The organism is Caenispirillum bisanense, from assembly GCF_900230255.1.
Lineage (GTDB): Bacteria > Pseudomonadota > Alphaproteobacteria > Rhodospirillales > Rhodospirillaceae > Caenispirillum > Caenispirillum bisanense_A.
Genome location: NZ_OCNJ01000006.1, coordinates 217,130 through 242,874 on the forward strand (window position 1 = coordinate 217,130; position 25,745 = coordinate 242,874).

Sequence of the window (25,745 nt, forward strand, 5' to 3'; positions counted from 1 at the left end):
TATTTATTCATTTGCATCTGTATTCGTGCTAATTAGCAATGCGTCGGTAATACCCTCGATACTAATTCCCGCTGCTGCCAAGACTTCGCGTTCCGCCGCAAGTCGCGCCACGTGTTCGTCAAAGTCTTTGCCTTGCTCTGCAAGCACGTCGGACAGGGTTTTGATCCCGGCTTTAATTGCCAGAATCTCGGCGGTTACTTGCTTCTGCGGGTCGACCCACTCATACCCACGTGGAATCCACTTGTGCCGACTGTATTTTTGCGGCTTAAAAGGGAGCGGAAATTCGCTGGCGTCGGGGCGCGGGATCGTGATACCGCCCGAAAGCAAGGCAAGCGGCAACCACTCTTCGAAAAGCGGTGTGAGGAAGTCAGTAATCAACCACTGTTGCAGCGTGCGGTAATAGTCAACCTGTTGCAGGCGGAAATGACGGAGCGCGGAATAGTTCACGCCTTCCATGTCGCCTGCCAAGTCGTTATAGATGTTATTGGTCGAGATACTGATACCGCGCAACTGCGCTTTTACGAATTCGGCGTAATTTGCCGTAGGGTGTTTTGGGTCCGTGAAGCTGTGGTCAAGGTCGGACGGCAGCAGCCACATTGTGCCGAGTTCGTCATCTACCAGTTTAGCAGCGTCCGTCGTGGCGTCTGTATCAGTATCTAGCCCATCGGCATGGCGCTGCTTCAGGTATTCGACGCGGCGCGCGGCATTGCGGGCGGCGGTTACTGCGGCCTCTTCGAATGATTCCAGCATCCCGACGCGAAATGCAGCCGACGCAAGCCCCGGATTACCGCGCAAGTCTGTGGGTCTATGAGGGATATACAAATGCCAAATTTCGTCGGCAGGCACGCGCACACGCTTACCGCCGCCGGTCGTGTCGCGGGGATGGCTTTCAAATAAATGGTAGGCAACGGGCTTACCGTATTGGTTTGTCTCAATACCGGCGCGGATGATATTGCCGTTGTTGAGTTCGCCGTTATAGTTTTCGTCCAGGTGATCAGGTTCGATCAACTGGAGTGCATACCCGAATTTATTATGCGGTCCCCGGTGCCGACGAATGAGAATTTCACCTTCGCGGTCGCAAACAGATTCGATAATCACACCGAGAACGTCGGTAAGTGACCAGCGTCCGCAGACGGTAAGATTGCCCTTTTTCGAGAAGGTATACCAAGCGCGTTCAACAGCCGCAGAATCCACGGTGTCGAGTTTTCCGGCATTATTAAGTGCCTGCACTTGGAGCCTGATACCCGACGGACCGACAACACCCTGTCGGAGCAACTGAAGACCGCGCTTTGCATAGACGTTATTCTGCGCAAGGTTGCGGCTTTCGTCTCTGGCATGGCGCAGCGTGGCGGTGCTTTCGCGGTAGCTCGGACGGCTGGACGTGCCCAGCCACGGGAGCAGTCGCCCTTGCGTCTGTTTGTCAACTTGTCTTTTTGCTTCGGTGGTCGGCGCCTCGTTTTTGGTTCGGCGGAAAATATCGAAAAGACCCATCAATAATAGTTCACTTTCACAGTCTGGACAATTTGGCGCCCCTTCTTTTGGCGGACTTCAGCGGCAAGGCGTTTCTCAAGTAACAGCAGGTCGGCAATCGGGATTTTCTTCAGGGATCGTCCCGCAATCTCGTATTCCGCCACGCCGTCGGCAGCCTGTCCGGAAAGCACCGCCCGCACCGCCGCAAGGTCTTTCTCGGCTTGCGTCCGGGGATCGGTGGCGGTGGTCTGCAACATGGGGTCGGGGGCAACGGTCAGGTCGAAGGTCTCCACCGGGTATCGATCGGCACCCGACGTGGCGAAGACATGCACACGGTAGAGCCCCGGTGACCATCCGGCGGTTTCGGCACCCGACCACGCGAAGGCACCGCCATTATCTGCGGTTTTGGTGATCTGCTGCGGACCAACAGCCACCCACAATCCGGTGAACGTCGAATCAGCGTATGTAAACGTATGGGAAACACTATCCCCGGCTTGAATTTTCATTTATCTGGCACCAAAAGTTTTGCTTAAACTATTTATCCGACTTTGTGGTTTGCCTGTATTTTCGTTCGTTTTGGCAGTCTCGACCGCCTGCGACAGGTTGCGGGCAATCTGCGGAAGGCTGTATTCCGTGCGGATCATTTCGAACAGAGCAATATTGTAAACGCGCACGTCAAATGCTTCGTGTCTTGTGCCTTTGTCTACCACGTCCCAACGACGCTTATTTTGCACGTTGACTTTGCGCTTGTTGGTCAACTGTGCAAAGTAGTCTTCGCCGTAGATTTCGCGGTTCGGGAAGAAGCAATAACCGGGGGCAGTCGGGTCTTTTATGCGCAAAGACTGGACATGACGGGTTCTTGCCGCGTCGGTCCCGATGCGCCAAAAGGTCAAGTCGGCTTGCTTGCGGACGGCGCCGGGGCGGTTGTCCCAAATGGGTTTGCTGATGCCGTCAACGCCTTTTATTGCATACCAATTCCGGCGCCTTTTGCATTCGGCAGCCACGATGTTGGTAACGTTGCCGTCGGAACAGTCCAGGGCGAACGCTGCGATACCAAGTTGTGCGCCATCGGCGCGCTTAAACTTCGTGCTTGACACACCGTCGAGGGCTTGCCACGTCTCGACTTGGCCGACACTTCCGGGAATAATCAAATAGTCGAGTGACCAGCTTCGCCCGGCTTGGTCCCACCCCACTATTTCGACTTCCACACGGGGATTTGTTTCGGAAGTCTGAATATCTCCCGCCGCCGTGACAACGATTATGTCATTGGGTAGGGCATCATTCGAATACGGGTCGCGCCGGTCGAGGAATCCGGCGGAATCTATGGCTTCCTCGGCTTGCGCCCATGGCAATCCAAGCACAGTATTATGAAAGGCTTGGCGCGCCGCGAAGTCGCCCTTACTTTCGATATATTCGCGTGCCATTGCTTCGAGCGTGAGATACGGTAAAGCAAGGCTAGTAATTTGAAATCCAGCCGTGCCGTTGCTCGGCGCAGTAGCTTGCCAGTATCCAAGTTCGATCACTTCCAGGCGGTCGGCATCGCTCCACCGTGCATCGCAGTGTTTGCAGCCGTAATAGGCGGTTCCCGGTAAACTGGCGCCGGTTCGCGGGTCCCGCTGCCAACCAACTTGTGACCATTCGAGCGGCTGAAAGGTTCCGCATGCCGGGCACGGCACGTGCCACAGACGCTTATCCGAACGGTCGTAATGCGTTTCGACTTTGCTGTGTCCCGCAATCGTCGGCGTGCTGCAAATAAAACGCTTCTTTTCGGCTTTGTATTGCTGGCTTCTTTTGGTGCCGACGGCAATAGGGCAACCCTCTTTACCATTTTTCATTCTGTCGACTTCGTCAAAGAACAGAAATGGCACCGTGCGGCTTGACAAATTGTTTTCATTCTCGGTGCCGAGGACTGCCATGTAACCGCCGACGAAATGCTTAATACCGATCGTGTCATCTGTAATCAGGTCACCGACCACCGGGTTAGCTTCCAGCATCGGCGCAAGCTTTTCCTTCGCCGTTTCCTCGGCTTTACCATCCGTGGGCAAATAAAGCACCATCGGTCTGCCGTTAATCTTCGCAGAATACGCCATCAGGGCAAACATAATGGTAGAAATACCGGATTGGGCGCACTTTTGCGTTACTATGGTGTGGATTTCTGGGTCTTGCCACGCCTCGAAAATCCCACGTTGAAACGCCATCGGCACGAAAGTTTGACCACGCTTGGGGCCGTCCCACAGCGTTAGTTCCGTGCTGCACCAGTCCAAGGCGGTGGTGCTGACAGGGAAAGACATTGCGGCGCAAAATGCCGCGATTATTGATGATGCGTTATCAAAGCTTGCGCAGTTGGTCGGCTGTTTCATTGATATATTCAAAAAGTCTTTCGTCAATCATGGATTTGATTTTTCTCGGGTCCTTTTCGCGCGCGAGGGCATCGGCAATTGAAGAGGAAAAGTCACGGATGCGGTTGCTCAAATGATTTCCGAGTTGCGCGGCTGCGTCTTCCACGGCTTTTCTGGAAACAAGATTGCCAACAAGCTTTTCGTATTCGGCTTCGGCTTTGAGCGCGTTGTAATGCTCGCGCTTGGCTCGGCTTGTGTTGTATGCGGGGGCTTTGTCTTCGGGATCGTCAGTGGAAGATTGCCCCATGCGCTGCTTGTTGGGCTGCTGGTTGTCGTTAAGTATCCGCGTTGCCTCGGCAAGCGAAATCTTCCCGGCTCCATAGCGTGGCACGCCGTATTTCTTCACGAGATTGCAGATTGTGACCCGAGTTACACCGCGCATACGGGCGAATTCCGCCTGTGATATCAGGTCTTCGGGTAATTTATGTGCGTCGTCCATGCCATTATTTATGCGAACGCACTGCATAAAAGTTAGGCGATTTTAAGAATCACTGCCTAGCGAACTCGGGGGGTAGGCCACCACCCGCTCTAGTTGGTTCCCAGAGGGACCCATTCAACCCCAGGGTGTGGCATTTCTGCCACAGGTCATAGGCCATCCTAGACCTTGGTCTAGGTCTGTCATACCATTGGTGGGGGTTTGGAGGGCGCGGCATACCATATATGGTGCGCGCCCACGGCGACCGGGGTCCGCCCCGTGGGGTCGCCCTGTGAAACAACCCCGTGAAACAGTCGAAGGCCAGGTCAAGGGACGGTCAGGCGGCCGGTGGTGTGAGGAACAGCGCCCGCTCGGCGGCGCGGCGGCGGGTCAAACCTGCCAGCACCCGCCCCCCTGCCCTGTTCCATCGGGGGAACTCGGCAGCCGCACCGAGGTAGTCCCCGGCATTCAGCTTGCGCAACAGGGTGGACCCTGCAAAGGCAGTGACACCGACGTTGTAGGTGAAGGACACCAACGCCGCACGCTGGTGGACGGTAAGCCCCACGGTAACCAGACGGTCAACGGCACGGTCGAAGGCTTCCAGGTCGTGCCTAAGCCATGCCTCGGCGGTGTCTGCATCGATGCGCATACCGGGACGGATCGGGGCGCCGTCGGGGGTGCGGGTCGTGCCTATGCCGATCGTCCACACACCAGCGGGACAACGGTAGGCTTCGAGGCGGCAACCCTCGAACTCGGCAACGATGGTGGCGGCAATGGCTAAGTGGTCGGTGGTGTTGGTGGTGGGTGTGGTCATGCCGGTATTTATTCGGCATGGCGGGAACCCATAGCGCAAAGCAAAAGGGCGGGGGAATCCCGCCCTATTTCTTATCCACGTCGCTTTTTTTCACCCGAACGACGGTTACCATGCCGTCGGTAGATACTAGTTCACCGCTTCGGACTTTAAGGCGCCCCTCATTCAGAAGGTCAACGACTATTGACACGCGCCTCTTGTTTTCGGTCTTAACGACAACACCAATCTTGTATTGGTCAAAGCCACGGTAGCATTTTATATATTTGACCACGGGCGCCCATGCTATGCCTAGACCATTGCAGGCTTGTTCCAGTCTGGCCACGTTTCCGATCATCTTCGACCACCCTTCCGGGGCGTCCATGCTGGATTTGAAGTTTCCCCACCCATCCAGATATTCCCCAATCGGGGGGATACTATACTCTTCGATCATACTACAGACTCTTTCGTCCATTATTATTCCTCCATGTTGCGATGAAGTGAGAAGCGCGGCTTCGGATTCATGTGGTAGTAGAGATCACCTTCTGCCGACGTGAAGTGAAGTATTCCACCGTCGTAAGTGGTGGTAAGCTCGACCTTCCCATTATGCCCCAGCATCTCCAGTAAATGAGCAAGCCCGAAATACTCATACGTGAAAAGGTCCCTATCGGTTTCGAACAAATCTAAGCATTTGTTGAGGGCGATTACTAGGTCGGGAAGATCAAGACCATCAGGAATATCGTCAGGCTCATCCGCGAAATTACAGACTTGGTCCCTCCAGTATTCATAGTTTCGCCAAAGCACATCCTGCATCTCTCTGGTATTAGTGTTCGTCATTTCCCGTTCCCCTTTCCTCATCCAAAGCAAAGTCCAGCCATCACGGCGTCTAGCTCATCGTCGTATTCGAGCCGAAGACCGTGGGTCCGACCGTCTTGGTCCAGCAGCCATCAAGCCCGATCGTGCGGGATCAGCCATATCCTCGGGTCCGACAAGGCGAACACATCGACGCTGTAGACACCCGATCGTTTGGCAGTATCGACAGTGTCTAAGAAGACTACATCGGCTAGTTCTGTCGGCGGCGGTGTGAATGGTCTGGCAGATATCAGCGTATACATGGGCTGTGATCCCCCGCTTTGGCTGTGCCGTCTTGGCGTAGGGATAGATAAAGGCACGCCGATGGCGCTGCGCAAGAACTTTTTGCGTAGGTCAACACCTTTTTTGCAGGGTCCGCGAAATATTTAATTTGCGGGGTTTTGGTAAATGTTTGCGGCGGCGCGTGGTCCTACCGCCGGGATCACTCACGCATATTTTTCCGGGGCGCCGTGGCGGCCGGTGGGTCGGAATCTTGCGCGGTGTGGCGGTGCAGCAGGCGGGCGCGGAACTCGGTCGGTGTGTCGTCGGTCACGTCGACCAGCTTGCGCGGATCGTCCGAGAGTATGCCGAGGGTGCGGGATAGGGTGTCGTCGGTGCTGTGCATGGCAGTGGTGTGGTATGGACGTTGTGTCCCCGCCCCTGGTGTGCGGCACTGAGGCGGGGACTGGACAACCGACCGGGCGGGGAGAAGCCGCACCAGTCGTGTTTATTTATCCTGTGTGGCTATTACGAATCTCGGCTTGGGTTGGCTCAAGTCGACAATCAATGAAGCGCCGCCATAGGATATGGTCGTGACAATACCCCTCCGGATGCACAACCATTCGTATTCATCGAACTCTTCAAGGATCCGATCAATCTCTACTTTGTCTGGATTAAGCATTGTATTCATATGAATCTTCGTGTTCAACATATGGCATATCTTGTTTAGCTTTCGCGCCCAAGTTCCTGGGCGCACCATGGCGAAAGCACGCTCGCGCAATGCACCATTTGTCCAGAAATTTATTTCGTCGAGATACCAAAAAAATTGCGCATCCCATCTACTCACATGCTCGTATGGAAATCTCATAATTTCATCGAAACTGTTCGGCATGGCTATATCCGGGGCTGCAATCTGTATAGCCGTGGCTAGATACTCCATATCGTCAGTGGTCGTGTCGTCATCTACCAGTATGACGTATGTGCACATTTTCCCACTGCCGATAATGTTTGATGTATAAGTGCTGGAGAAGCCGAGACAATTTACTATCACTCGGGAAGTCCAGAAGCTGCCGCCGGGTGGGTATGGGCGCGACTTGGACTTCCGCACTAATCCAACCTGTTTTTCTCCATCACGGGTAAGAAAGCCCCATGCGGCATTGGTCAATGTCAGTTTAGCCGCTTCACTGATTTGAATTTCTTTGTTCATAAGTGATATTTCCTTTTCGAAGGGGTCGCGCCGGGCGCCCGGTAATGAATTTTGGCAGAAATCCGCCATTTCGAAGACGTGGTGCAGTAAATGCGAAGGGGTGGCGAAGGGGTCAATTCGGAAAAAACCCAATGAAATCAACCACATCGAAGGGGTGAAGGGGTCGAAGCCCTATATTCGTGTTGGTTGGACATATAATAAATTTTTCCCCGAAATAGACAAAAAGACCCCTTCGACCCCTTCACCCCTTCTAACTCGTTGTTTTTATTGAGTTATTTCGCGAAGGGGTAGCGAAGGGGGCGAAGGGGTAGCCCTTCGCACACCACGTAACTTGCTGTTATTTCTGTGCCTTCGCCCCACCCCCGCGCTTGGTGGGCATCGTGATCACCGTGTATCGCAACGGTATTCCATGCGTCTTGTCTTCGGGTGCTTTCGGTCGACCCATTTCCCCGCATATCCGTCTTTCAGCACCCGCGCGAAGGTGTTTCGGAAGCGGTTAAGGTCGGTTCGGTCCGACGGGAAGTATATCGACCGCCATTCCGCATACGCCTTGAACACTTCATCGACCGTTGTCCAATTCGTGTGAATGTGGTTGTGTTCGGCATAATCAAGGTAGCTTTCGAGCGGAGTCTTGTTCTTTTGCTCCGCCTGGAATGACTGTAGAAGCTCGATAATGTCGGCACCATCCAGGGGCGACGGCTTCGTTTCGTCCACGCTTCTCCAGAGGTCGGCAGGGTCGATTTCCTGCATGATCGTCGGCAGCAGTTCCAGAAGGTTCGGGTTAACATCGATCTGGAAAAACCGACGGCTACCCGTATCGTCCGTGAAGACTTCGGCAAGGTTAAGGTTGCCAGCGCCGAAGAAAGTGGACACGATGCGCTGCTTCGTGGCTTCGCCATACAGCTTGCGCATTTGCTTCGTTTCGCTGGTCATTACGTTTTTCACGGTGTTGGCGTCGGCTTTGTCTGCCCGTGCGACTTCGTCAAAGAAAATGATCGGCGAATAGGTCAAAGCCTGCAATGTTTCCGTGTGGGCGAACATATCGAACGTCGTTTCCGTCAGCCCCCCACTTACGGGACCGAAAAACCAAGCCATGAACGTTGATTTACCGGTGCCCTGTCGCGACCGCAGATACGGCATGATGTGGTTACGGACCATGGTCCCGTCGGTAACCAGCTTCACCCGGTGGACGGCGCCCCGCAGCACCGCCGAACAAGCGGTGAAATAGTCGGGGTCTACGTCCCCCAGCAGCGCCCGCAACACACGGTCCCACGGGTCTGGAGCGGTCGGACAGTGGGCAATGGCTGCCAGGAACCGCCGGGATTCCTGCCTCTCTACCTCCGACTTGAAGACCGCCCATGCGGCATCTAGCGGCGCCTTATCTGCCCACCGTCCGCCGATATCCACCCCCGCAAGGTAAATGCGCTGTCGAATGGTGGAATCCGACAGGTCTTTGCCCGTCCATTCGGGGTCTTTAATGCGCTTATCAAGCGAAATCTCGATATTGTTTTTGGCGCACCACTTGCGCACAAAGTCAACGTGATCGGTCGGCACGCCGCCAAGCTTGATCTTTGCCCGAAGCTTCATGCGGAATTCCCGCAGCTTGGTTGCCTTAATTGTCGTGTGGTCTTCCAGCACGTCGGAGACGATTTCCACGTCTTGCATGGTCTCGGAATGGTCCATTGCGAGTTCCATGAACCGGGCGGCGGCGGCGGTATCGGTTACCTTGGCGCCTTCCGGAAGGCTCATGTATTGTTCGAGGGTTTCGAGGAATAATTCTTTCGTCATAGCTTCACCTTACCTAAAATTGTTCTTTTTCTTTTTCGACATGAAGTAAGCGGTTAGCGCGGCTTTTCTTTCGTAATATTCGCTCTTCCGCTTTTTTTCTTCGATTTCTTCGGGTGTGTAATAGGCACCCACTTTGCGGACCGCGCCCCTAATGGATGCGTCCAAGTATGCATCGGTCGTATAGATGTGCTTGGGGCTACTGCCAGCGGGGGCGACCGCTACACGGTCCCGGATAAGCCGCTTGATTTCCCACCGGTCGCAGCCGGTGCCGTAGAAGCCGACAAATGCCATGATCGCCCGTTGAATCGGCATGTGATACCGGGGTCCGATATCGGCGAGGCGAGCGGCAATACCGCCGCCCAGCGTCCCACCGCCTGGAAGCGGCGTATAGGCTTGTGCTTGTGGCTTCGGCTTGGGGGTCCAGGTCGGCAGAGACACCACGTCGGTATCACCCTGCACCAGCCCGCTACGGCAGCCCTGCAACGGATCCGGGGCGCCCTGGAAGATGGGTGCGGCAGTGTAATTTGGCTGCACGGTGCGGCAGACGGATTCATCGACGTCCCACCCGGTGGAGCCGTCTGGCATCGTCTCCCACCGCATCCGCTCTATCAGGGCGGTGTCGGTAATGGGTCGGTCGAGCCAGAAGAAGAGATGGCACGACAGACGGTCCCACCCCGACAGCCCGGCCGAGGCGGACCACTGATAATGGTAGGTCACGCCGTGGAACCACGTCGGGAGCGTGCTGACGATGTAGTCCAGACGGTCGGCGTTGGTGTGCAACCCGTCGGGGGCTGGCAGCCCATCCACATCGATCATGATCCACGGGTTGCCCGCCGCCCGCTCGGCGAAGGGAACACGGCCGTCGCCACCGTCATGGATGCGGCGGACTACACCCTCCGTGGGATAGCCAGGGCGAAGCGCGGCGCGAATGATGCAGGCGTTCGGTATAGATTCGAGTTCCGACAATAGTGCCGAAAGCTCATGAATGTTGTGGGCTGGCATTTCGTAGACGCTGTAGGTATAGGCATTGTCAAATGCCTGCTTCTCCCACTTCGTGCCGTCCCAAGTCAGGGTTTTTGTGAGGTTTTCCTTTGCGGCGAGGATAGTAATAGGTGCCATTATCGCACCCCCGAAATCCACGCCTGATATACTGTTTTCACCATTGTAGTTACCAGACAAGAAATTTCCCCCACAGCCGGGGGAAGCTGTGGGGGACTGGTAATGGCGTGGATGCGCCGTGGTGAAACCTATGACTATGGCGGCATTATACCACCACGATACCACGACTGCATTATTCCACTGCCATACCAGACGCTAAACCTACTGTGGTCCCCACCACGTAACTTCGGTTCTGCGCTTTCACATATCTATTTATCATTTGCATGCGGTCCGCTGCATTATTAATCCGTAGTTAATCGGGTCCGAGGTGCTTTTTTTTCGTGGGGGCGTGGCGAAGCCCGAAGACGTGCGAAGACGTGGTGATGTAATGCGAAGGGGTGGGCGAAGGGGTCATTTCTGAAAAAACCTAATGAAATCAAACACATCGAAGGGGTGAAGGGGTCGAAGCCCTACTTTTCGTCTTTTTGGCAAAATATATTTTTTCTCCAGAAATAGGCAAAAAGACCCCTTCGACCCCTTCACCCCTTCTAACTCGTTGTTTTTATTGAGTTATTTCGCGAAGGGGTGGCGAAGGGGTGAAGGGGTAGCCCTTCGCACCACGTAACTTATTGGTTTCGCGCCGTTTTCTTGGTCGGCACCGCCGCACGTATGGGGGCACACCCCACACCCCGCACCCATTGACCAACAGCCAAGCAAGAAAAAACCCCCGCCGGGCAAAGTCCAACGGGGGTAGTCAACCTATAATATCGGAGAATAATTTGCTTGCCGCAGCGGGCCATGGCTAAATCCCGCTACATCTTTATTTATACATTGTCTGCTATTCGGCGCGCAATATTCCAGCATATTCCCAATATCGCGTTTTTCGGGGCTTATTTGGCATTTCGGCGCGCGCCACGATAAATACATATGGACGACTAGACTACGGCTTGCCGTAGCAAACATGGAGAAAATCAATATGGACCTGCAAAAGTTCCGCGCCAAGCACGACCAAATGATAATAGCGGCTATCCAGCAAAATTATCCGCACTTGCTGCATTACGCGCCGACTACACGAGAATACAAGCTCAACCCGAAAATCAGCGCCTTTTTGGCAAACCAAGACGGCGAATACCTGCTTTATGCCGGATTTGTATTCGGGACAGACCCGGTGGGAGTGGAGGCAGCAGCATGCATGTGGCCCCGCATGTGACTACCGTCCCCGACCGTGGGACCGACCGTCTATCGACCGCCCTGGACCGTGCCATCTCCGATATCGACCGTGCCATTGCGGCGCACCCCAGCCGTGACGCAAAAATGGTTGCCGCCGACCTTGCACGGTTCACCGAGTATTACCCGCAAAACGCTGAAATGTATGCTTGCCTGCTGACTTATATTACCGGGTCTACGCACCCAAAGGCATACAACATCTACCGCTATATTCGCGTCGAAGACACCCATATGCGGGACATTGTCGATAAGCTATTGGCTTACGACCGTGTAAACCACGTGGCATACGACGGATATTATTGCCTTCGGTCGACCGAACATTACTGCCCTAGCTACCTCGGTAGGTTGCCCGGCGTGGAGGTGCTGTGATGCCACGTGTCCGCACCCGACCACCCGTCGACCTGGCAGCCCTGCCCCCGGTTTCGCCGGGGCTGGCACAGGCACTAGCCGAGGCACTAGCCCTATTGCATGACCCCGATTTTCTGGCACGCCGCGCCGCCCTGCGTGCCCCAAAGGACGTTTGACGGCTGCCGTATGGATCGGGGTCGACCCCGGTCTTAGCGGTGCCGTGGCGGTCGTAATCGACGGTAGCCTAACGGTCTTGCACGACATGCCGACGCACGCCTCGGGCGGTCGGGAAAGGGTGGATGCGGGCGCTTTGGCTGCCTTGCTACTGCCGTTTGCGGACGTGGCAACCATGGTGCTGGAAGAGCCCATACCGGTCGGTGCGCCGAAGGTGTCCTATCTAAGCCAGGGCGCCAACGTCGGCGTTGTGGCGGGTGTGGCAGGCGCGCTTGGCATTCCGGTGCTGTGGGTCCACCCCCTGTCTTGGAAGCGCACTATGTGCGTCACGTCCAGGGATGCCACTGCCAACGGCTTTGCCGACCTGAAATCATTTTCCCGACACGTGGCGTCCGGACTGTTCCCGAGCCACGCAACCCACTTTGCCAGGGTGCGGGACCACGATCGCGCCGAGGCTGCGCTACTCGCCGTCTGGGGCATGCTACACGGTGCCACCACGGTCTAGCCGACGGTGCAGAAAAATAATGCAGCGGGATAACTCGTTTTCATATGCTTGGCACATAGCAGGCAATCCCGCCCGTCAACGTAGAAAACCGAATGCATATGGACGAATATATTACGAGAGAAGAGGCAGCCCGACTTGCGCGCGTCAGCGTGAAATACCTTGCCGTCTTGCACTGCCAGGGCAAGGGACCCCCATGCATATCCCGTGGTCGGGGCTGCCGTGTGCTTTACCTGCGGTCCGAAGTGGTCCGGTGGATGCAGGGTTTACCGCCCGCCGCGCCAAGTCCGACGGTAACAAGCCCCGCCGCATTACAGCCGACCACGAATAGGCGGGGACGAAAGCCGAAAGAAGCCTATATTCATCGATAATACGCACAAACAAAGGGCGCCCAAAATATGGCGCCCTTTTTTGCATTCTGCTGGCTTTGTTCTACACTACCGCGCCCTAACCGTGGCACCTATGATGCTACACCGTTCCGCCTACCGTTACCGACCGCCGAACCACCGTAGCCGCACGACCCCAAGCGATCCGGGCGCGAAGCTTCGGATGTAGCATCAATAAGCGGGGTGCCTTCCTTAGTCCGTTGTTTTTCAACGATAATTTAATTGTTGTTCCGATAACGGCGCATGATCTGCATGCCGCTTTCGACCATGTCGGCCATCATGACCATGCTGCGCGGCTTGTCGCCGTTGGCGCGGTCGAGCGCGGCGGCGAAGACCTGCTTGAACTGCTCGCGCGCTTCCGGGTCGGAGGGGCTCGACGCGCCGACGAAGAAGCCGACGGCGTGACCCGCCACCACGCCCATGTCGCCCGGCGGCAGCTTCAGGTCGCGGGCGATGACGTAGATGGATGCCGCGATCATCCGCGCCGCCTGGTCGAAACGCTCCTCCTGGGCCGCATTGCCGCCGATGCCGGCTTCGCGGAAGACCTCGGCCTGCTGGACGAGGCGGTTGTATTCCATGGTTTCCTGCTGGCGGAACCGCGGATCGATGGTCTTGACCAACGCCTGCATGTCGAACCTGGGCATGGTGCCGTCCTCCGTGGCTGGCGCGGCCATGTAATGCGCGCCGGCGTTCCTGTCATTTGAAACGTAAACGCCACGGCAGAGGCGCGGTTGCCCGTCGCCTGCCTTGTAAAAACAAGTATCAAGAGCGTGTAAAGAAGCCCGACGGTGGCCCCACCCTGACCGCTACTCCACCACTACGATCGAGGAGTTCGCCAGCCCCAGCACCGCCGCCAGTTTCTCGAACCGCCGCGCCGAGGCATCGCCCGAATACACGGGATGCCCCGTCGGCACTTCCAGCAGCAGCCGTTCCGGCGTCATCTTCAGCCGAGTCCGGGCGAGCAGGCCCGGCGCGCCGCCGGAAAGCGTATGGCCGAGCCGCAGGGCGTTGCCGATGACGCGCACCCGCCGCACCCGCTCGTCGTCCAGCAGCAACCGCGCCTGGGCCGCCATGGGATGGTCGTCGGACGACGTGTAGCGGTAGTAGACGGCGAGCGCGAGCGCCGCCCGGTCGGTATGCGACAGCCCCATGAAGGGCAGGCGCAGCACCTTCAGCAGACCCTGCTCGGCGCGGTAGTCGGGATGTTCCGACCAGAAGATGTCGCCGAGCAGGCAGGCCGCCAGGCGCAGGCGCTGCAGCGGCGCCGACTCGTTCGGGAACAGCGGGCTCATCCAGTCCATGAGCTCGCGCGCGTGTTCGGTGAAGCGGCCGGCCGCCAGGGCCAGATCGGCGCAGGCGGAAATGAGCGGGTCCTCGTCGCGCACCGGACCGGGCAGGTTCTGGAAGAACTGGCCCTCGCGCATGCCGTAGACGGAGAACACCAGCTGCGACGGCTGGATCACCTGCACCAGCCGCTCCAGGATCATGGCCGCCACCGGCAGGGTGGCGAGGCGGCGCTTGGAGACGCCGGGAATCTTTTCCAGCGACTTGCGCGACTGGCGCGACATGAGGTCCAGCAGCGACAAGGCATCGGGCGCCGAAAGCGTAAAGTTGTCCAGGACGTGCAGCGGATAGTTCATCTGCTCGATCAGGATGCGCGCGATGGTGCGCCACGCCCCGCCGACGGCGTAGAGGCAGCGCCCCCGCCCCTGCCCCAGCCAGTCGAGCCCGGCCAGATGCTCGTCGATGATGGCGACGGCGCGCGCCCGGTCTCCGCCCGACTGGTCCTGCAGCCGCAGCACGCCGAGCGGCATGGAGCTGAAGGTGCCGCAGCGGTGGTTTTCCACCACCACCAGTTCCAGCGAGCCGCCGCCCAGGTCGGCCACCATGCCGTCGGCGTCGGGGATGCTGCACAGCACGCCGAGGGCCGCGTTGCGGGCTTCCTCCTCGCCCGACAGCAGGCACACCTTGACGCCGCAGCGCTCTTCCAGCCGGCGGATGAACTCCGGCCCGTCGGCGGCGTCGCGCGCCGCGGCGGTGGCCAGCACGTCCAGCCGGTCCACCTCCATGGCGCGCGCCAGATGGACGAAGCGCTCGACCGAGGCCAGCGCCATCTCCACCCCTTCGGGATTGAGCCGGCCCGACTGCTGCAGGCCCGAGCCGAGGGCGCAGACCGCCTTCTCGTTGAACAGCGGGATCGGCGTGCGGGTCAGGCCGTCGTAGACCACGAGACGCACGCTGTTGGAGCCGATGTCGACGATGCCCACGGGCCGGCGGCGGCGCACGAACATGCCGCCTTCCGCCGCCCGGCCGATGGGTTGCAGTCGTTTCGCCGTCGCCTTGGTCCCCCGCGCCTTGTCTGCCGCCATGATGGGTTCCGCCGCCCTCACCGTGACCGCAGGGCCAGCTTGGGCACCGGCTTCTGCGCATGCTGCAGGGCGCTGCCGCGTCCCGACAGGCTCGGGTTGGTCATGAAGTAGAGGTGGGCGGAAAAGGCGTCGTCGCGCTGCGGCACGCGCTTGAAGGTGGCGTCGGGCTGCAGGTACCAGGTCTGCGCCTCGTCCTTCAGGTTGGCGACCATGATCTGCTCCAGGATCTGGGTGTGCACGGTCGGGTTCTCGATGGGCACGAAGGCCTCGACGCGGTTGATGAGGTTGCGCGGCATCCAGTCGGCCGAGGAGATGTAGATCTTGGCGTGGCGCGACGGCATGCGGTGGCCGTTGCCGAAGCAGACGATGCGCGAATGCTCGAGGAAGCGGCCCACGATGCTCTTCACCCGGATGTTTTCGGACAGTCCCGGAACGCCCGGACGCAGGCAGCAGATGCCGCGGATCACCAGTTCGATCTTCACGCCGGCCTGGCTCGCCCGATAGAGGGCGTCGATCACCTTGCCGTCCACCAGGCTGTTCATCTTGGCCCAGATGGTGCCGGGGCGGCCGGCCTTGGCGTGCTCGGCCTCGTCGTTGATGAGGTCGAGCAGCTTGTCGCGCAGGCCGAGCGGCGCGATGGCCAGCTTCTCCATCATCTCCGGCTTGGCGTAGCCGGTCATGAAGTTGAAGGCCTTCTGGGCGTCGCGCGTCAGCTGCGGGTCGGACGTGAAATAGGACAGGTCGGTGTAGACCTTGGCGGTGATCGGGTGGTAGTTGCCGGTGCCGAAGTGGACGTAGGACCGCAGCTCCTGCCCTTCCTTGCGGGTGACCAGGCTGATCTTGGCGTGGGTCTTCAGGTCGATGAAGCCGTAGACCACCGACACGCCGGCGCGTTCCAGGTCGCGCGCCCACTGGATGTTGGCTTCCTCGTCGAACCGCGCCTTCAGCTCCACCATGGCGGTGACGCTTTTGCCGAGTTCCGCCGCCTCGATCAGCGCCTTGACGATGGGGCTGTCCTTGGAGGTGCGATAGAGCGTCTGCTTGATGGACAGCACGTTGGGGTCGCGCGCCGCCTGACGGAGGAACTGCACCACCACGTCGAAGCTCTCGAACGGGTGGTGGACGACGATGTCCTTCTTGCGGATGGCCGCGAAGCAGTCGCCGCCGAAGTCGCGGATGCGTTCCGGGAAGCGGGCGTTGTAGGGCACGAACACGAGGTCGGGCCGCTCGTCGGTGATGAGCTTGCGGGTGTCGGCCATGCCGATCAGGCCGTTCAGCTTGAAGACGTCGGCGTCCTCCACCTCCAGCTCGGTGCACACCAGCTTGACCAGGTCTTCCGGCATGTCGGCGTTCATGGTCAGGCGGATGCAGTGGCCGCGGCGGCGGCGCTTCAGCGCCGACTCGAAGGACTGCACGAGGTCCTGCGCCTCTTCGTCGATTTCCATCTCGCTGTCGCGGATGACGCGGAAGTGGCCGCCCTGCACCACCTTGAAGCCCGGGAACAGGTGGTCGAGGAACAGGCCGATCACCTCCTCCAGCGCCAGATAGCGGATGGCCTGGCCGTCCAGGCGGATGAACCGGTCCACCTGGGTCGGCATGGGCACCAGCGCCCGCAGCGCCTCGCCGTCGTCCAGGCGCGTCAGGTGCAGCACCAGGGCGTGCGCCAGGTTTGGCAGGAAGGGGAACGGGTGCGCCGGATCGATGGCGAGCGGCGTCAGGATCGGGAAGATGCGGTCCATGAAGTGGTTTTCCAGCCACTTCATGTCCTCGGGCGTCAGGTCTTCCTTGTCGATGACGTGGATGCCCTCGTGGTGCAGCAGCTCGCGCAGGTGGCGCCAGCAGTCGCTCTGCTGGTTCATCAGGCGGCGCGCCGACTCGTTGATCACCTCCAGCTGCTGGCCGGGCAGCAGGCCGTCCTGGCTGGTGGTGGTGATGCCGGCATGCACCTGGCCCTTCAGGCCGGCGACGCGCACCATGTAGAACTCGTCCAGGTTAGAGGCCGAGATCGAGAGGAACCGGAGGCGTTCGAGCAGCGGGTGCCGCTCGTTGTAGGCCTCTTCCATCACCCGGAAGTTGAAGGCCAGCCAGGACAGTTCGCGGTTGATGAAACGGTCCTTCGACTCGATGTCGATGGTGGGCACGGCCTTGGACGGGGCGGTGCGGGTCCTGGTCGGCGTGGTCTGTTCCATGAGGCGCTTCGATCCCTCTTTTGTAACGACGCCGCCTTCGACAGGCGACGCGGTCTCCTATATACACTATGCCCCGAGCGGATCGGCAACGCCTTGGGACAAAAGTCATAAACATGAAACGGATCTTCCTCCTCCGGCACCTGAAGTCGAGCTGGGACTTTCCGGAGCTCGACGACTACGACCGGCCGCTGAACGAGCGCGGCGACCGGGCCGGGCCGCTGATCTGCCGCCACATCGACACCCACGCCATCCGCCCGGACGTGGTGTTGTGCTCCTCCGCCCGCCGCACCCGCCAGACCATGGACTACATCGTCGAGGCGCTGGACGGCGTGCCGGTGTGCTACGAGCGCCGCCTGTACGAGGCGACCGCCGCGCAACTGCTCAAGCGCCTGCGCGAACTGCCGCACGAAGTGGAGTCGGTGCTGCTGCTCGGCCACAACCCCGGCCTGCACAAGCTGGCGAGCGGCCTGACCGAGCGCGAGGTGGCCGAATCCGTGCCCGGCCTCGCCGACCTGCGCGAGAAGTACCCGACCGGCAGTCTCGCCACCCTGACCGCGCCGCTGGAAGACTGGGCCGACCTGGCGAGCGGCCTGTGCCGTCTGCGCGCCTTCGTGCGCCCCAAGGACCTGGAGAACTGAGGCGGCGGCGCCACAGTCCCTTGCCGATGCGTGAGGAATCGGTGGCTGCCATGGCGTTCCGCCGGGCGTTACGGTATTCTTGCGCTCGCCGACTCGTGAAACCGAACCCGCCGGCCCCCACGTTACTGGCAGTAGAGATCGTCGCTTCGGACCGCCGCCCGCGGCCGCAGACCCCTGAGGATGCAGCACCGCCATGATTTCCCGCCGTTCGTTCACCGCCCTCAGCCTGGCCGCCGCGGCTACCGCCGGCGCTGGCCTGCCCGGGGCTCCCGCCCTCGCCGCCGCCTCGCGCACCGAGGAACGGCTGGTGACGACCTACACGGTCAAGAAGGGCGACACCCTGCACGACATCGCCAAGGCCAAGGGACTGGGGTTCCTGGAACTGCGCGCCGCCAACCCGGACGTCGAGCCGTGGATGCCCGAGCCCGGCTCGGAGATCGTCCTGCCGACCATCCACATCGCGCCGGTCGGCATGGATAAGGGCATCCTCATCAGCCTGGGGGCCATGCGCCTGTTCCATTTCCGCGGCAACGGCCAGGTCGAGAGCTACCCCATCGGCATCGGCGCCGAGGGCCTGGAGACGCCGCGCGGCACCACCACCGTCGTCGGCAAGCGCAAGGATCCGACCTGGACGCCGACCGAGAACATTCGCAAGCGCAAGCCCTACCTGCCCGCCTCCATCGGCCCCGGCCCGCAGAACCCGCTCGGCAACCGCGCCATGTACCTGGGCTGGCCGGCCTACCTGATCCACGGCACCAACATCCCCGACGGCGTCGGCCGCCGCGTCTCGTCGGGCTGCATCCGCATGTACCCGTGGGACGTGGAGACCATCTTCGAGAAGGTGGACGTCGGCACCAAGGTGCGCTCGCTCGACCAGCGCTTCTCGGTGGCCTTCGACAACGGCCGCCTGTGGCTGGAGGTGCACCCCAGCATCGACGCCTGGAACAAGCTGGAAAACCGCGAGGAGCTGCCGCCGTCGGCGCTGTCGCAGGACGTCATCAACGCCATCGTCGAGGCAGCGCCCGAGCGGGTGACCGTCGATTGGGACGCAGTGGAGCGCGTGGTGCGCGAGCAGCGCGGCTACCCCATCGCCGTCGGCATCGGCGAAGTGACCACCGCCTCGGCGCAGTGACGCCGCAGGCGTGACGACGACGAAAGGGCGGCCGGCAGCGGCCGCCCTTCTTGCTTTGGCTAGCGGAACGCCGGCTCGTCGAAGCTGCGCAGCTTGCGCGAATGCAGGCTGCCCGCCCGCGCCTCGTGGCGCAGCAGCTCCATGGCGCGGATGCCGATCTGCAGGTGCTGGCCGACGCTGCGCTCGTAGAAGGCGTCGGCCATGCCCGGCAGCTTGATCTCGCCGTGCAGCGGCCGGTCGGAGACGCATAGCAGCGTCCCGTAGGGCACCCGGAAGCGATAGCCGTTGGCGGCGATGGTCGCCGACTCCATGTCGATGGCGATGGCGCGCGACTGGTTGAAGCGCTGCGCCAGGCGGTCGATGCGCAGTTCCCAGTTGCGGTCGTCGGTGGTGACCACGGTGCCGGTGCGGAACCGTTCCTTCAACTGCTTGCCGCGCAGGTCGGTGACCGCCGAGACGGCGCCGGCCAGCGCCACCTGCACCTCGGCGATGGTCGGCAGCGGGATCTCCGTCGGCAGGATCTGGTCGAGCACGTGGTCGTCGCGCAGGTAGGCATGCGCCAGCACGTAGTCGCCCAGGCGCTGGCTGCCGCGCAGGCCGCCGCAGTGCCCGACCATGAGCCAGACATGGGACCGCAGCACGGCCAGATGGTCGGTCACGGTCTTGGCGTTGGACGGGCCGACGCCGATGTTCACGAGCGTGATGCCGCTGCGGCCCTCGCGCACCAGGTGGTAGGCCGGCATCTGCGGCGGCTTGGTGATGGGCGGGCGGTCCGGCTCGGCACCGCGGCGGGTGACGCGGTCGCCGGGCTCGACCAGGGCGAGGTACTCGCCGGCCTCGACGCCCCGGCGGCCGAGTTCAATGAATTCATCGACATAGCGCTGATAGTTGGTGAACAGCACGAAGTGCTGGAAGTGCTCGGGCGAGGTGGCGGTGTAGTGCCGCAGGCGCTGCAGGCTGTAGTCGACGCGCTCGGCCGGGAACAGCGACAGGGGCATGACCTGGCCGGGCTGGTGCACCTCGCGCCCGTCGGCGATGTCGTCGTTGGTGCCGACCAGGTTGGGCAGGGCGAAGGCGTGCCGCAGGGCCTGCCGCTGGTCCGGCGTCACCCCGGCGGCGGCCTCGCGCTCCAGGCCGAAGGTGAGCGGAATCGGCGTGCGGCTGAGGCCGACGTGGAACACCGCCGCGTGGTTCTCCACCAGCAGCGTCATCTGCTCCATCAGGTAGTCGGCGAACAGGCGCGGGTCGGTGATGGTGGTGCCGTGCAGCCCCGGCGAGGTGACCTTGCCGAAAGCCAGGTTGGTCTTGGGCTGCAGGGCCGATGCCGCGATCTCGGCGCAGAGGTAGGGGTAGACCACGCGCCGCGCCGGCCGGTCGAGGGCGCCGCGGGCGAAGGCGGCGAAATCCTCGCGCAGGACGGCGATCTGGTCGTCGTAGAGGCGGGTCAGGCGGTCGAGGGCTTCGGCGGGGCCCTCGCAGCGGCGCAGCCGGTCGGCCGGCACGGCATCGAGGGTGGTGGGCAGCAAGGGATTGTGATCCATGTCGATTTTCGCGGTCCGTCTATCCTCTCCCCAATCTGGGGCGGCGCCGGCCCGACGTCAGCCCCGCAGCGCCAAGGTAGGCCTTGACGCGACACTTTCCGGCCCGCATACCGGACGAGGTAGACAGAAGGAAGAGGCCGCCACCCATGGGGACAAGGCGGCCGTGGCGGGGGAGACGCCGGATCCGTGTCGCCGCGTCGGCCGCCCCTCGGGCGTTGGCATGGCAGACCCCACGACCGAGCGCAGAGGGAGCGGCCGAACTTTGACCATCACGGTGGCCTCCTACAACATCCACAAGAGCGTCGGCTCCGACGGCCAGCGGCGGCCGGAGCGCATCTTTTCCGTGCTGGCCGAACTGGACGCCGACATCGTCGCCCTGCAGGAGGTGGACCGCCGCTTCGGCGCCCGCGCCACCACCTTCGAGGCCGAGCAGCTGGAGCACGCCACCGGCTACCGCCTGGTGCGCCACGCGGTGCGGCCGCTGTCGAGCGGCTGGCACGGCAACGCCGTCCTGGTGCGCGGCGGCATCGAACCGCTGCAGGGCAAGCGCATCACCCTGCCCGCCCTGGAGCCGCGCGGGGCGCTGATGGTGGACCTGGACGTCGGCGCGGCCGACCCGCTGCGCGTCGTCGCCGCCCACCTCGGCCTCATCGGCCGGTTCCGCAAGCGGCAAGCGGAAGCCATCCTGGAAGCGCTGGCCGCCGACGAGCGCCGCCTGCCGACGGTGGTCATGGGCGACCTGAACGAATGGAGCGCCCGCGGCGGCTGCCTGAGGGTGTTTTCGCAGAAGCTGTGCGTCAACGCCCCCGGCCCGAGCTTCCCGGCGCGGCGGCCGCTGTTCGGGCTCGACCGCATCATCACCAGCGACGACGTCGAGGTGGTGCGCACCGCGGTCCATCACACGGCGACGGCGCGCGAGGCCTCCGACCACCTGCCGGTCACCGCCGAACTGCGGCTGCCGGAGGCGGCGCAGGCCATGAGCAGCCTCGCGAAACGGGTGGGCAGCGGCGGGTGACGCCGCCCCGCCGGAATCTTTTCCCCGCATCCATTGCAATATTTCACGGCATACCTTATATTCCAGACCATCGAACTTGCCGACGGCTAAATCTTCGACGCTCTGCGCCGTCTATTTCTCCTGACGTGATTTGATACGCCCGGCAATATCGCCGGAACCAACTCCATCGGGAGATAGGCGCCATGACCATCGGCACCGTGAAGTTTTTCAATGCGACCAAGGGCTACGGCTTCATCCAGCCGGAAGACGGCACCCAGGACGTGTTCGTCCACATCTCCGCCGTCGAGCGCGCTGGCATGTCCGGCCTGAACGAAGGCCAGAAGGTGTCCTTCGACGCCGTGCGCGACCCGCGCAAGGGCAAGACGGCCGCGGAAAATCTCCAGGCCGTGTAACGGTTCACGCTTCCGCGTGTAGGACAGGGCGGCCTCGGCCGCCCTGTTCCGTTTCTGCTCCGACATGAAAGAAAGGCGCTCCCATGCAGACGCACAAGTTCAGGATCGGGCAACAGTTGCAGTTCAACCCCAGCCGTCACGAGCACGAGGACGGCAGCGGCCTGGTCGAGGTCACGCGCCTCCTGCCGTTCGAGGGCAGCGAACTGCAGTATCGCATCAAGAACCGCAGCACCGGCCGCGAGCGCGTGGTGCGCGAGGGGCAGCTCAACCAGCCCTGACCGGCCGACCGACGGGGCCGCGGCGCATCAGCCGCGGCGGCCCGTCAGCAGTGCCGCCAGCGGGCTGACGGCGAAGACCGCCACCGCCGCCGCCACCACCGAAGGCCCCGCCGGCGTGTCCCACCGGGCGCTCGCCACCAGCCCCAGCACCACCGCCACCGCGCCGATGCCGGCCGCGAACACAGCCATGGCCTCGGGCGAGGCGGCGAAGCGCCGGGCCGCCGCGGCCGGGATGATGAGCATGGCGGTGATGAGCAGCACGCCGATGATCTTCATGGCGACCGCCACCACCAGCGCGATCAGCAGCATGAAGGCCACCTGCACGGCCAGCACCGGCACCCCTTCGGCCTGCGCCACCTCGGGCGAGACGGTGGTGGCCAGCAGCGGGCGCCACAGGACCACCAGCATCGCCAGCGCCGTCAGCCCGCCGCCCCAGATCCACGCCAGGTCCGCCGGCATGACGGCCAGGATGTCGCCGAACAGGTAGGCCATCAGGTCGACGCGCACCGACTCCATGGTCGCGAGCAGGATGACGCCCACCGACAGCGCACCGTGGCTGAAAATTCCGAGCAGGGTGTCGGAGGCATGGCGTCCGCGCCGGCCGAGCACGGTCAGGAACAGCACCAGCACCACCCCGACGCCGACGATGCCCGCCACCGGCGTGATGCCGAACAGCAGGCCGAGGGCGACGCCGGTCAGCGCCGCGTGCGCCATGGTGTCGCCGAAATAGGCCATGCGCCGCCACACCACGAAACAGCCGAGCGGCCCCGCCACCAGGGCGACGCCGAGGCCGGCGGCCAGCGCCCGCAGGATGAAGTCTTCGAACAGGATCACGGCCGGACCTCGTCGCTCGCGGTGGGGGCGTGCGTGTGCGCGTGCCCATGGTCGTGGTCGCAGGGCAGCGGGTTGCCGTGCAGGTCGTGGCCGTGGTCGTGGCGATGGCTGTAGATGGCGAATTCCGCCGCCGCCGGCCCGAACAGGCGGCGATACTCCGGGTCGCCGGCGACGGTGCGCGGGGCGCCGGCGCAGCAGACGTGATGCTGCAGGCAGATGACCCGGTCGGTCGCCGCCATCACCACGTGCAGGTCGTGGCTGATGAGCACGATGCCGCAGCCGCGGCGGTCGCGGATGGTGCGCAGCAGCTCGTAGAACTCGGCCTGGCCGGTCTGGTCGACGCCCTGGGTCGGCTCGTCGAGCACCAGCAGGTCGGGCCGGCGCAGCAGGGCGCGCGCCAGCAGTACGCGCTGCATCTCACCGCCCGACAGGCCGCTGACCGCCTTTTCGGCCAGATGCAGGCCGCCGACCTCCACCAGCGCCGCATCGACCTCCGCCCGGCTCGCCCGCTTGGTCAGCGTCACCAGGCGGCGCACGCCCAGCGGCAGCACCGGGTCGACGTGCAGCTTCTGCGGCAGGTAGCCCACCTGCAGGCCCGGCTTGCGCGTCACCGTGCCGCCGTCGGGCGCCAGCACGCCCAGCAGCACGCGCACCAGCGTCGTCTTGCCTGCGCCGTTGGGGCCGACGATGGTGACGATCTCGCCGGCGCCGACGTGGATGTCGACATTGGAGAGGATGGCGGTGCCCTGCCGCGTCAGCGACAGGCCGCGCCCCTCGATCAGGAGTTGGGTCATTCGGGCTCTTCTTCAGGCGGCAGGTCGCGGCACAGCGGGCACAGGCCCTCCGCCTCGACCACCGCGGACAGCATGGTGAAGCCGGCGCGCGCCGCCGCCTCGGCCAGATCCTGCGTCAGGCGCTCGCCGGTCAGTTCCGCCACGGCGCCGCACCGGCGGCAGATGAGGAACTGGGCGCGGTGGTCGTCGCGCGGGCGGACGCAGCCGACGAAGGCGTTCAGGCTGGCGATGCGGTGCACCAGCCCCTGCTCCACCAGGAAATCCAACGCGCGATAGACCGCCGGCGGTGCCGCCTTCTTGCCGGTGGCGCCGGCGTTGAGACGATCGAGCAGGTCGTAGGCGCCGACCGCCCGGTGGCCTTCCGTCAGCAGCAATTCCAGCACGCGGCGGCGCACGTCGGTCAGGCGGGCGCCGCGGGCGCGGCACAGCTCCTCCGCCTGGGCGAGGCCGGCGGCGACGCAGGCGGCGTGATCGTGGTCGGGGGCGGGAAAGGCGTGGGGTGCGGCGGTCATGGGGCGTAGGGGCTGCGGCGGGGGCTTGCGGTGCGAATGATATAATGTAACATGCCGGCACGACAAGCCGAACCAGCAGGAGCCTAAGCCATGCCTTCGCCGCGTGCATCCCTCTTCGTCACCACCGCGCTCGCCGCCGCCGCGTTTCTGCCGGCCGCGGCGCTGGCCGAGGTGCCGAAGGTGGTCACGACCGTCAAGCCGCTGCACTCCCTCGCGGCGGCGGTGATGCAGGGGGTCGGCGAGCCCGAGCTGCTGCTGCCGCCCGGCGCCAGCCCGCACGACTACGCCCTGAAGCCCTCCGACGCCCGCGCCCTCGATCAGGCCGACGTGGTGTTCTGGGTGGGGGCGCCGCTCGAAGCCTTCCTCACCAAGCCGGTGCAGTCCCTGGCCGGCGATGCCCGCGTGGTCGCCCTGGCGAGCGCGCCCGGCCTGACCCTGCTGCCGACCCGCGTCGGCGGCGCCTGGGAGGCCCATGCGCACGAGCACGACGACCACGCACACGACGACGAGCATGGTCATGCCGACGCCCATGACCACGAAAAGGCCCACCCCGCCGGCCACGACGAGCACGGCCACGATCACGACCACATCGATCCCCTGCCCGCCCTGGACGCCGACGCCGCCGAACTGCCGCCGAACACCGATGCCCACGTCTGGCTCGATCCCGACAACGCCGCCGTGATCGCGCGCACCATGGCGGGCGTCCTCGCCGAGGCCGATGCCGCCAACGCCGCGACCTACCGCGCCAATGCCGAAGCCGTGGCGGAGCGCATCGCCGCCCTGACGCAGGAGCTGACCGTCCGCCTGCAGCCGGTGGCCGGGGTTCCCTACGTGGTGTTCCACGACGCCTACCAATACCTGGAGCACGACGTCGGCCTCACCCCCGTCGGCTCCATCACCGTCGAGCCGGGCCGCCCCGTCGGCGCCCGCCGCATCGCCGAGCTGCGCGACAAGGTGACGGACCTGAAAGCCACCTGCGTCTTCGCCGAACCGCAGTTCGAACCGCGCCTGGTGGCCACCATCACCGAGGGAACGGCGGCGCGGGCCGGTGTGCTCGACCCCCTCGGCACCGACATCCCGCCCGGCCCCGGCATGTACGAGGCGCTGATGCGCGGCATGGCGGACTCGCTGCTGGAGTGCCTCGCGCCCAAGGGGTGACCGGCGCCCGCGCGCCCGCTA

At 62.5% G+C, this 25,745-nt stretch carries 27 protein-coding genes; 9 read left to right on the forward strand and 18 right to left on the reverse strand.

Annotation, left to right across the window (positions count from 1 at the left end; translation table 11 throughout):
• Positions 1 to 3 precede the first annotated feature (3 nt).
• The 11 genes from CRP50_RS14915 to CRP50_RS14945 form a co-directional block, all read right to left on the reverse strand.
• Positions 4 to 1,491 carry a phage portal protein gene (locus CRP50_RS14915; RefSeq protein ID WP_097279975.1) on the reverse strand — a complete coding sequence of 496 codons (1,488 nt, stop codon included), beginning with the start codon at positions 1,489 to 1,491 and terminating at the stop codon, positions 4 to 6.
• Positions 1,491 to 1,976 (reverse strand): hypothetical protein, encoded by a 486-nt coding sequence (locus CRP50_RS25140; protein ID WP_141415155.1) that lies wholly within the window; start codon positions 1,974 to 1,976, stop codon positions 1,491 to 1,493. Before CRP50_RS25140 ends, CRP50_RS14915 begins: the two co-directional genes overlap by 1 nt.
• Positions 1,977 to 3,830 carry a terminase gpA endonuclease subunit gene (locus CRP50_RS14925; protein WP_097279977.1) on the reverse strand — a complete coding sequence of 618 codons (1,854 nt, stop codon included), beginning with the start codon at positions 3,828 to 3,830 and terminating at the stop codon, positions 1,977 to 1,979.
• On the reverse strand, positions 3,799 to 4,308 hold the full coding sequence (locus CRP50_RS25145) for a hypothetical protein (protein WP_141415156.1): 510 nt from the start codon (positions 4,306 to 4,308) through the stop codon (positions 3,799 to 3,801). Before CRP50_RS25145 ends, CRP50_RS14925 begins: the two co-directional genes overlap by 32 nt.
• Positions 4,309 to 4,621: 313 nt before the next feature.
• Complete coding sequence (locus CRP50_RS14930; protein WP_097279978.1) at positions 4,622 to 5,098, reverse strand: lysozyme; 477 nt, start codon at positions 5,096 to 5,098, stop codon at positions 4,622 to 4,624.
• 64 nt (positions 5,099 to 5,162) lie between these two features.
• The gene (locus CRP50_RS25150) at positions 5,163 to 5,525 is read right to left on the reverse strand and encodes a hypothetical protein (RefSeq protein ID WP_141415157.1); all 363 of its coding nucleotides are present in this window, start codon (positions 5,523 to 5,525) and stop codon (positions 5,163 to 5,165) included.
• A gap of 23 nt (positions 5,526 to 5,548) precedes the next feature.
• Positions 5,549 to 5,908 (reverse strand): hypothetical protein, encoded by a 360-nt coding sequence (locus CRP50_RS25155; protein ID WP_141415158.1) that lies wholly within the window; start codon positions 5,906 to 5,908, stop codon positions 5,549 to 5,551.
• A gap of 457 nt (positions 5,909 to 6,365) precedes the next feature.
• A complete protein-coding gene (locus CRP50_RS14935) occupies positions 6,366 to 6,548 on the reverse strand; it encodes a hypothetical protein (protein WP_097279979.1) in 183 nt (60 codons plus the stop codon).
• 102 nt (positions 6,549 to 6,650) lie between these two features.
• The gene (locus tag CRP50_RS25160; protein WP_141415159.1) at positions 6,651 to 7,349 is read right to left on the reverse strand and encodes a hypothetical protein; all 699 of its coding nucleotides are present in this window, start codon (positions 7,347 to 7,349) and stop codon (positions 6,651 to 6,653) included.
• 384 nt (positions 7,350 to 7,733) lie between these two features.
• Positions 7,734 to 9,137 (reverse strand): VapE domain-containing protein, encoded by a 1,404-nt coding sequence (locus CRP50_RS14940; protein ID WP_097279980.1) that lies wholly within the window; start codon positions 9,135 to 9,137, stop codon positions 7,734 to 7,736.
• Positions 9,138 to 9,146: 9 nt separating this feature from the next.
• The gene (locus CRP50_RS14945; RefSeq protein WP_141415160.1) at positions 9,147 to 10,316 is read right to left on the reverse strand and encodes a hypothetical protein; all 1,170 of its coding nucleotides are present in this window, start codon (positions 10,314 to 10,316) and stop codon (positions 9,147 to 9,149) included.
• An 895-nt stretch (positions 10,317 to 11,211) separates the two neighbouring features.
• On the opposite strand from CRP50_RS14945, the gene CRP50_RS25165 reads away from it, so the two are divergent.
• The 3 genes from CRP50_RS25165 (at position 11,212) to CRP50_RS14950 (ending at position 12,489) form a co-directional block, all read left to right on the forward strand.
• Positions 11,212 to 11,445, forward strand: a complete 234-nt coding sequence (locus CRP50_RS25165; RefSeq protein WP_141415161.1) for a hypothetical protein — start codon at positions 11,212 to 11,214, stop codon at positions 11,443 to 11,445.
• A complete protein-coding gene (locus CRP50_RS25170; protein ID WP_141415162.1) occupies positions 11,424 to 11,831 on the forward strand; it encodes a hypothetical protein in 408 nt (135 codons plus the stop codon). The genes CRP50_RS25165 and CRP50_RS25170 overlap by 22 nt, the downstream gene beginning before the upstream one ends.
• A 241-nt stretch (positions 11,832 to 12,072) precedes the next feature.
• Complete coding sequence (locus CRP50_RS14950; RefSeq protein ID WP_141415163.1) at positions 12,073 to 12,489, forward strand: hypothetical protein; 417 nt, start codon at positions 12,073 to 12,075, stop codon at positions 12,487 to 12,489.
• 601 nt (positions 12,490 to 13,090) lie between these two features.
• On the opposite strand, the gene CRP50_RS14955 is transcribed toward CRP50_RS14950, so the two are convergent.
• The 3 genes from CRP50_RS14955 to CRP50_RS14965 form a co-directional block, all read right to left on the reverse strand.
• Entirely contained in the window at positions 13,091 to 13,516 is a 426-nt protein-coding gene (locus tag CRP50_RS14955; protein WP_141415164.1) for a hypothetical protein, read from the reverse strand.
• 162 nt (positions 13,517 to 13,678) lie between these two features.
• Positions 13,679 to 15,241, reverse strand: a complete 1,563-nt coding sequence (locus CRP50_RS14960) for a Ppx/GppA family phosphatase (RefSeq protein ID WP_245913489.1) — start codon at positions 15,239 to 15,241, stop codon at positions 13,679 to 13,681.
• Positions 15,242 to 15,258: 17 nt separating this feature from the next.
• The gene (locus CRP50_RS14965) at positions 15,259 to 17,430 is read right to left on the reverse strand and encodes an RNA degradosome polyphosphate kinase (protein WP_097279985.1); all 2,172 of its coding nucleotides are present in this window, start codon (positions 17,428 to 17,430) and stop codon (positions 15,259 to 15,261) included.
• Between the two features lie 113 nt (positions 17,431 to 17,543).
• Between CRP50_RS14965 and CRP50_RS14970 the strand changes: the two genes are divergently transcribed.
• Both CRP50_RS14970 and CRP50_RS14975 read left to right on the forward strand, forming a co-directional pair.
• Entirely contained in the window at positions 17,544 to 18,068 is a 525-nt protein-coding gene (locus CRP50_RS14970) for a SixA phosphatase family protein (protein WP_097279986.1), read from the forward strand.
• Positions 18,069 to 18,261: 193 nt separating this feature from the next.
• Positions 18,262 to 19,200, forward strand: coding sequence for a L,D-transpeptidase family protein (locus tag CRP50_RS14975; RefSeq protein ID WP_097279987.1), 939 nt, complete (start codon positions 18,262 to 18,264; stop codon positions 19,198 to 19,200).
• Positions 19,201 to 19,259: 59 nt separating this feature from the next.
• Here the strand turns inward: CRP50_RS14975 and CRP50_RS14980 are convergent, their stop codons facing one another.
• Complete coding sequence (locus CRP50_RS14980) at positions 19,260 to 20,741, reverse strand: AMP nucleosidase (RefSeq protein ID WP_097279988.1); 1,482 nt, start codon at positions 20,739 to 20,741, stop codon at positions 19,260 to 19,262.
• Positions 20,742 to 21,003: 262 nt separating this feature from the next.
• Here CRP50_RS14980 and CRP50_RS14985 point away from each other — a divergent pair, with 262 nt between their 5' ends.
• The 3 genes from CRP50_RS14985 (at position 21,004) to CRP50_RS14995 (ending at position 22,426) form a co-directional block, all read left to right on the forward strand.
• Complete coding sequence (locus CRP50_RS14985) at positions 21,004 to 21,756, forward strand: endonuclease/exonuclease/phosphatase family protein (RefSeq protein WP_097279989.1); 753 nt, start codon at positions 21,004 to 21,006, stop codon at positions 21,754 to 21,756.
• Positions 21,757 to 21,938: 182 nt separating this feature from the next.
• Positions 21,939 to 22,148, forward strand: a complete 210-nt coding sequence (locus CRP50_RS14990) for a cold-shock protein (protein ID WP_097279990.1) — start codon at positions 21,939 to 21,941, stop codon at positions 22,146 to 22,148.
• Between the two features lie 83 nt (positions 22,149 to 22,231).
• Entirely contained in the window at positions 22,232 to 22,426 is a 195-nt protein-coding gene (locus tag CRP50_RS14995; RefSeq protein WP_097279991.1) for a hypothetical protein, read from the forward strand.
• 27 nt (positions 22,427 to 22,453) lie between these two features.
• Here CRP50_RS14995 and CRP50_RS15000 read toward each other — a convergent pair whose 3' ends face one another.
• The 3 genes from CRP50_RS15000 to CRP50_RS15010 are packed head-to-tail and all read right to left on the reverse strand — an operon-like array spanning position 22,454 to position 24,566.
• A complete protein-coding gene (locus CRP50_RS15000) occupies positions 22,454 to 23,260 on the reverse strand; it encodes a metal ABC transporter permease (RefSeq protein WP_097279992.1) in 807 nt (268 codons plus the stop codon).
• Positions 23,257 to 24,054: a metal ABC transporter ATP-binding protein gene (locus CRP50_RS15005; RefSeq protein WP_097279993.1), complete on the reverse strand. Its 798-nt coding sequence runs from the start codon at positions 24,052 to 24,054 to the stop codon at positions 23,257 to 23,259. The genes CRP50_RS15000 and CRP50_RS15005 overlap by 4 nt, the downstream gene beginning before the upstream one ends.
• Complete coding sequence (locus CRP50_RS15010; protein WP_097279994.1) at positions 24,051 to 24,566, reverse strand: transcriptional repressor; 516 nt, start codon at positions 24,564 to 24,566, stop codon at positions 24,051 to 24,053. Before CRP50_RS15010 ends, CRP50_RS15005 begins: the two co-directional genes overlap by 4 nt.
• 90 nt (positions 24,567 to 24,656) lie before the next feature.
• Here CRP50_RS15010 and CRP50_RS15015 point away from each other — a divergent pair, with 90 nt between their 5' ends.
• On the forward strand, positions 24,657 to 25,724 hold the full coding sequence (locus tag CRP50_RS15015; protein ID WP_097279995.1) for a zinc ABC transporter substrate-binding protein: 1,068 nt from the start codon (positions 24,657 to 24,659) through the stop codon (positions 25,722 to 25,724).
• The last annotated feature ends 21 nt before the right edge of the window (positions 25,725 to 25,745 follow it).

What these genes read in the sequence shown, in the direction of transcription:
- CRP50_RS14915 (WP_097279975.1), bottom strand. Translation starts at nt 1,491, where the DNA reads ATGGGTCTTTTCGATATTTTCCGCCGAACCAAAAACGAGGCGCCGACC.
- CRP50_RS25140 (WP_141415155.1), bottom strand. Translation starts at nt 1,976, where the DNA reads ATGAAAATTCAAGCCGGGGATAGTGTTTCCCATACGTTTACATACGCT.
- CRP50_RS14925 (WP_097279977.1), bottom strand. Translation starts at nt 3,830, where the DNA reads ATGAAACAGCCGACCAACTGCGCAAGCTTTGATAACGCATCATCAATA.
- CRP50_RS25145 (WP_141415156.1), bottom strand. Translation starts at nt 4,308, where the DNA reads ATGGACGACGCACATAAATTACCCGAAGACCTGATATCACAGGCGGAA.
- CRP50_RS14930 (WP_097279978.1), bottom strand. Translation starts at nt 5,098, where the DNA reads ATGACCACACCCACCACCAACACCACCGACCACTTAGCCATTGCCGCC.
- CRP50_RS25150 (WP_141415157.1), bottom strand. Translation starts at nt 5,525, where the DNA reads ATGATCGAAGAGTATAGTATCCCCCCGATTGGGGAATATCTGGATGGG.
- CRP50_RS25155 (WP_141415158.1), bottom strand. Translation starts at nt 5,908, where the DNA reads ATGACGAACACTAATACCAGAGAGATGCAGGATGTGCTTTGGCGAAAC.
- CRP50_RS14935 (WP_097279979.1), bottom strand. Translation starts at nt 6,548, where the DNA reads ATGCACAGCACCGACGACACCCTATCCCGCACCCTCGGCATACTCTCG.
- CRP50_RS25160 (WP_141415159.1), bottom strand. Translation starts at nt 7,349, where the DNA reads ATGAACAAAGAAATTCAAATCAGTGAAGCGGCTAAACTGACATTGACC.
- CRP50_RS14940 (WP_097279980.1), bottom strand. Translation starts at nt 9,137, where the DNA reads ATGACGAAAGAATTATTCCTCGAAACCCTCGAACAATACATGAGCCTT.
- CRP50_RS25165 (WP_141415161.1), top strand. Translation starts at nt 11,212, where the DNA reads ATGGACCTGCAAAAGTTCCGCGCCAAGCACGACCAAATGATAATAGCG.
- CRP50_RS25170 (WP_141415162.1), top strand. Translation starts at nt 11,424, where the DNA reads ATGCATGTGGCCCCGCATGTGACTACCGTCCCCGACCGTGGGACCGAC.
- CRP50_RS14950 (WP_141415163.1), top strand. Translation starts at nt 12,073, where the DNA reads ATGCCGACGCACGCCTCGGGCGGTCGGGAAAGGGTGGATGCGGGCGCT.
- CRP50_RS14955 (WP_141415164.1), bottom strand. Translation starts at nt 13,516, where the DNA reads ATGCCCAGGTTCGACATGCAGGCGTTGGTCAAGACCATCGATCCGCGG.
- CRP50_RS14960 (WP_245913489.1), bottom strand. Translation starts at nt 15,241, where the DNA reads ATGGCGGCAGACAAGGCGCGGGGGACCAAGGCGACGGCGAAACGACTG.
- CRP50_RS14965 (WP_097279985.1), bottom strand. Translation starts at nt 17,430, where the DNA reads ATGGAACAGACCACGCCGACCAGGACCCGCACCGCCCCGTCCAAGGCC.
- CRP50_RS14970 (WP_097279986.1), top strand. Translation starts at nt 17,544, where the DNA reads ATGAAACGGATCTTCCTCCTCCGGCACCTGAAGTCGAGCTGGGACTTT.
- CRP50_RS14975 (WP_097279987.1), top strand. Translation starts at nt 18,262, where the DNA reads ATGATTTCCCGCCGTTCGTTCACCGCCCTCAGCCTGGCCGCCGCGGCT.
- CRP50_RS14980 (WP_097279988.1), bottom strand. Translation starts at nt 20,741, where the DNA reads ATGGATCACAATCCCTTGCTGCCCACCACCCTCGATGCCGTGCCGGCC.
- CRP50_RS14990 (WP_097279990.1), top strand. Translation starts at nt 21,939, where the DNA reads ATGACCATCGGCACCGTGAAGTTTTTCAATGCGACCAAGGGCTACGGC.
- CRP50_RS14995 (WP_097279991.1), top strand. Translation starts at nt 22,232, where the DNA reads ATGCAGACGCACAAGTTCAGGATCGGGCAACAGTTGCAGTTCAACCCC.
- CRP50_RS15005 (WP_097279993.1), bottom strand. Translation starts at nt 24,054, where the DNA reads ATGACCCAACTCCTGATCGAGGGGCGCGGCCTGTCGCTGACGCGGCAG.
- CRP50_RS15010 (WP_097279994.1), bottom strand. Translation starts at nt 24,566, where the DNA reads ATGACCGCCGCACCCCACGCCTTTCCCGCCCCCGACCACGATCACGCC.
- CRP50_RS15015 (WP_097279995.1), top strand. Translation starts at nt 24,657, where the DNA reads ATGCCTTCGCCGCGTGCATCCCTCTTCGTCACCACCGCGCTCGCCGCC.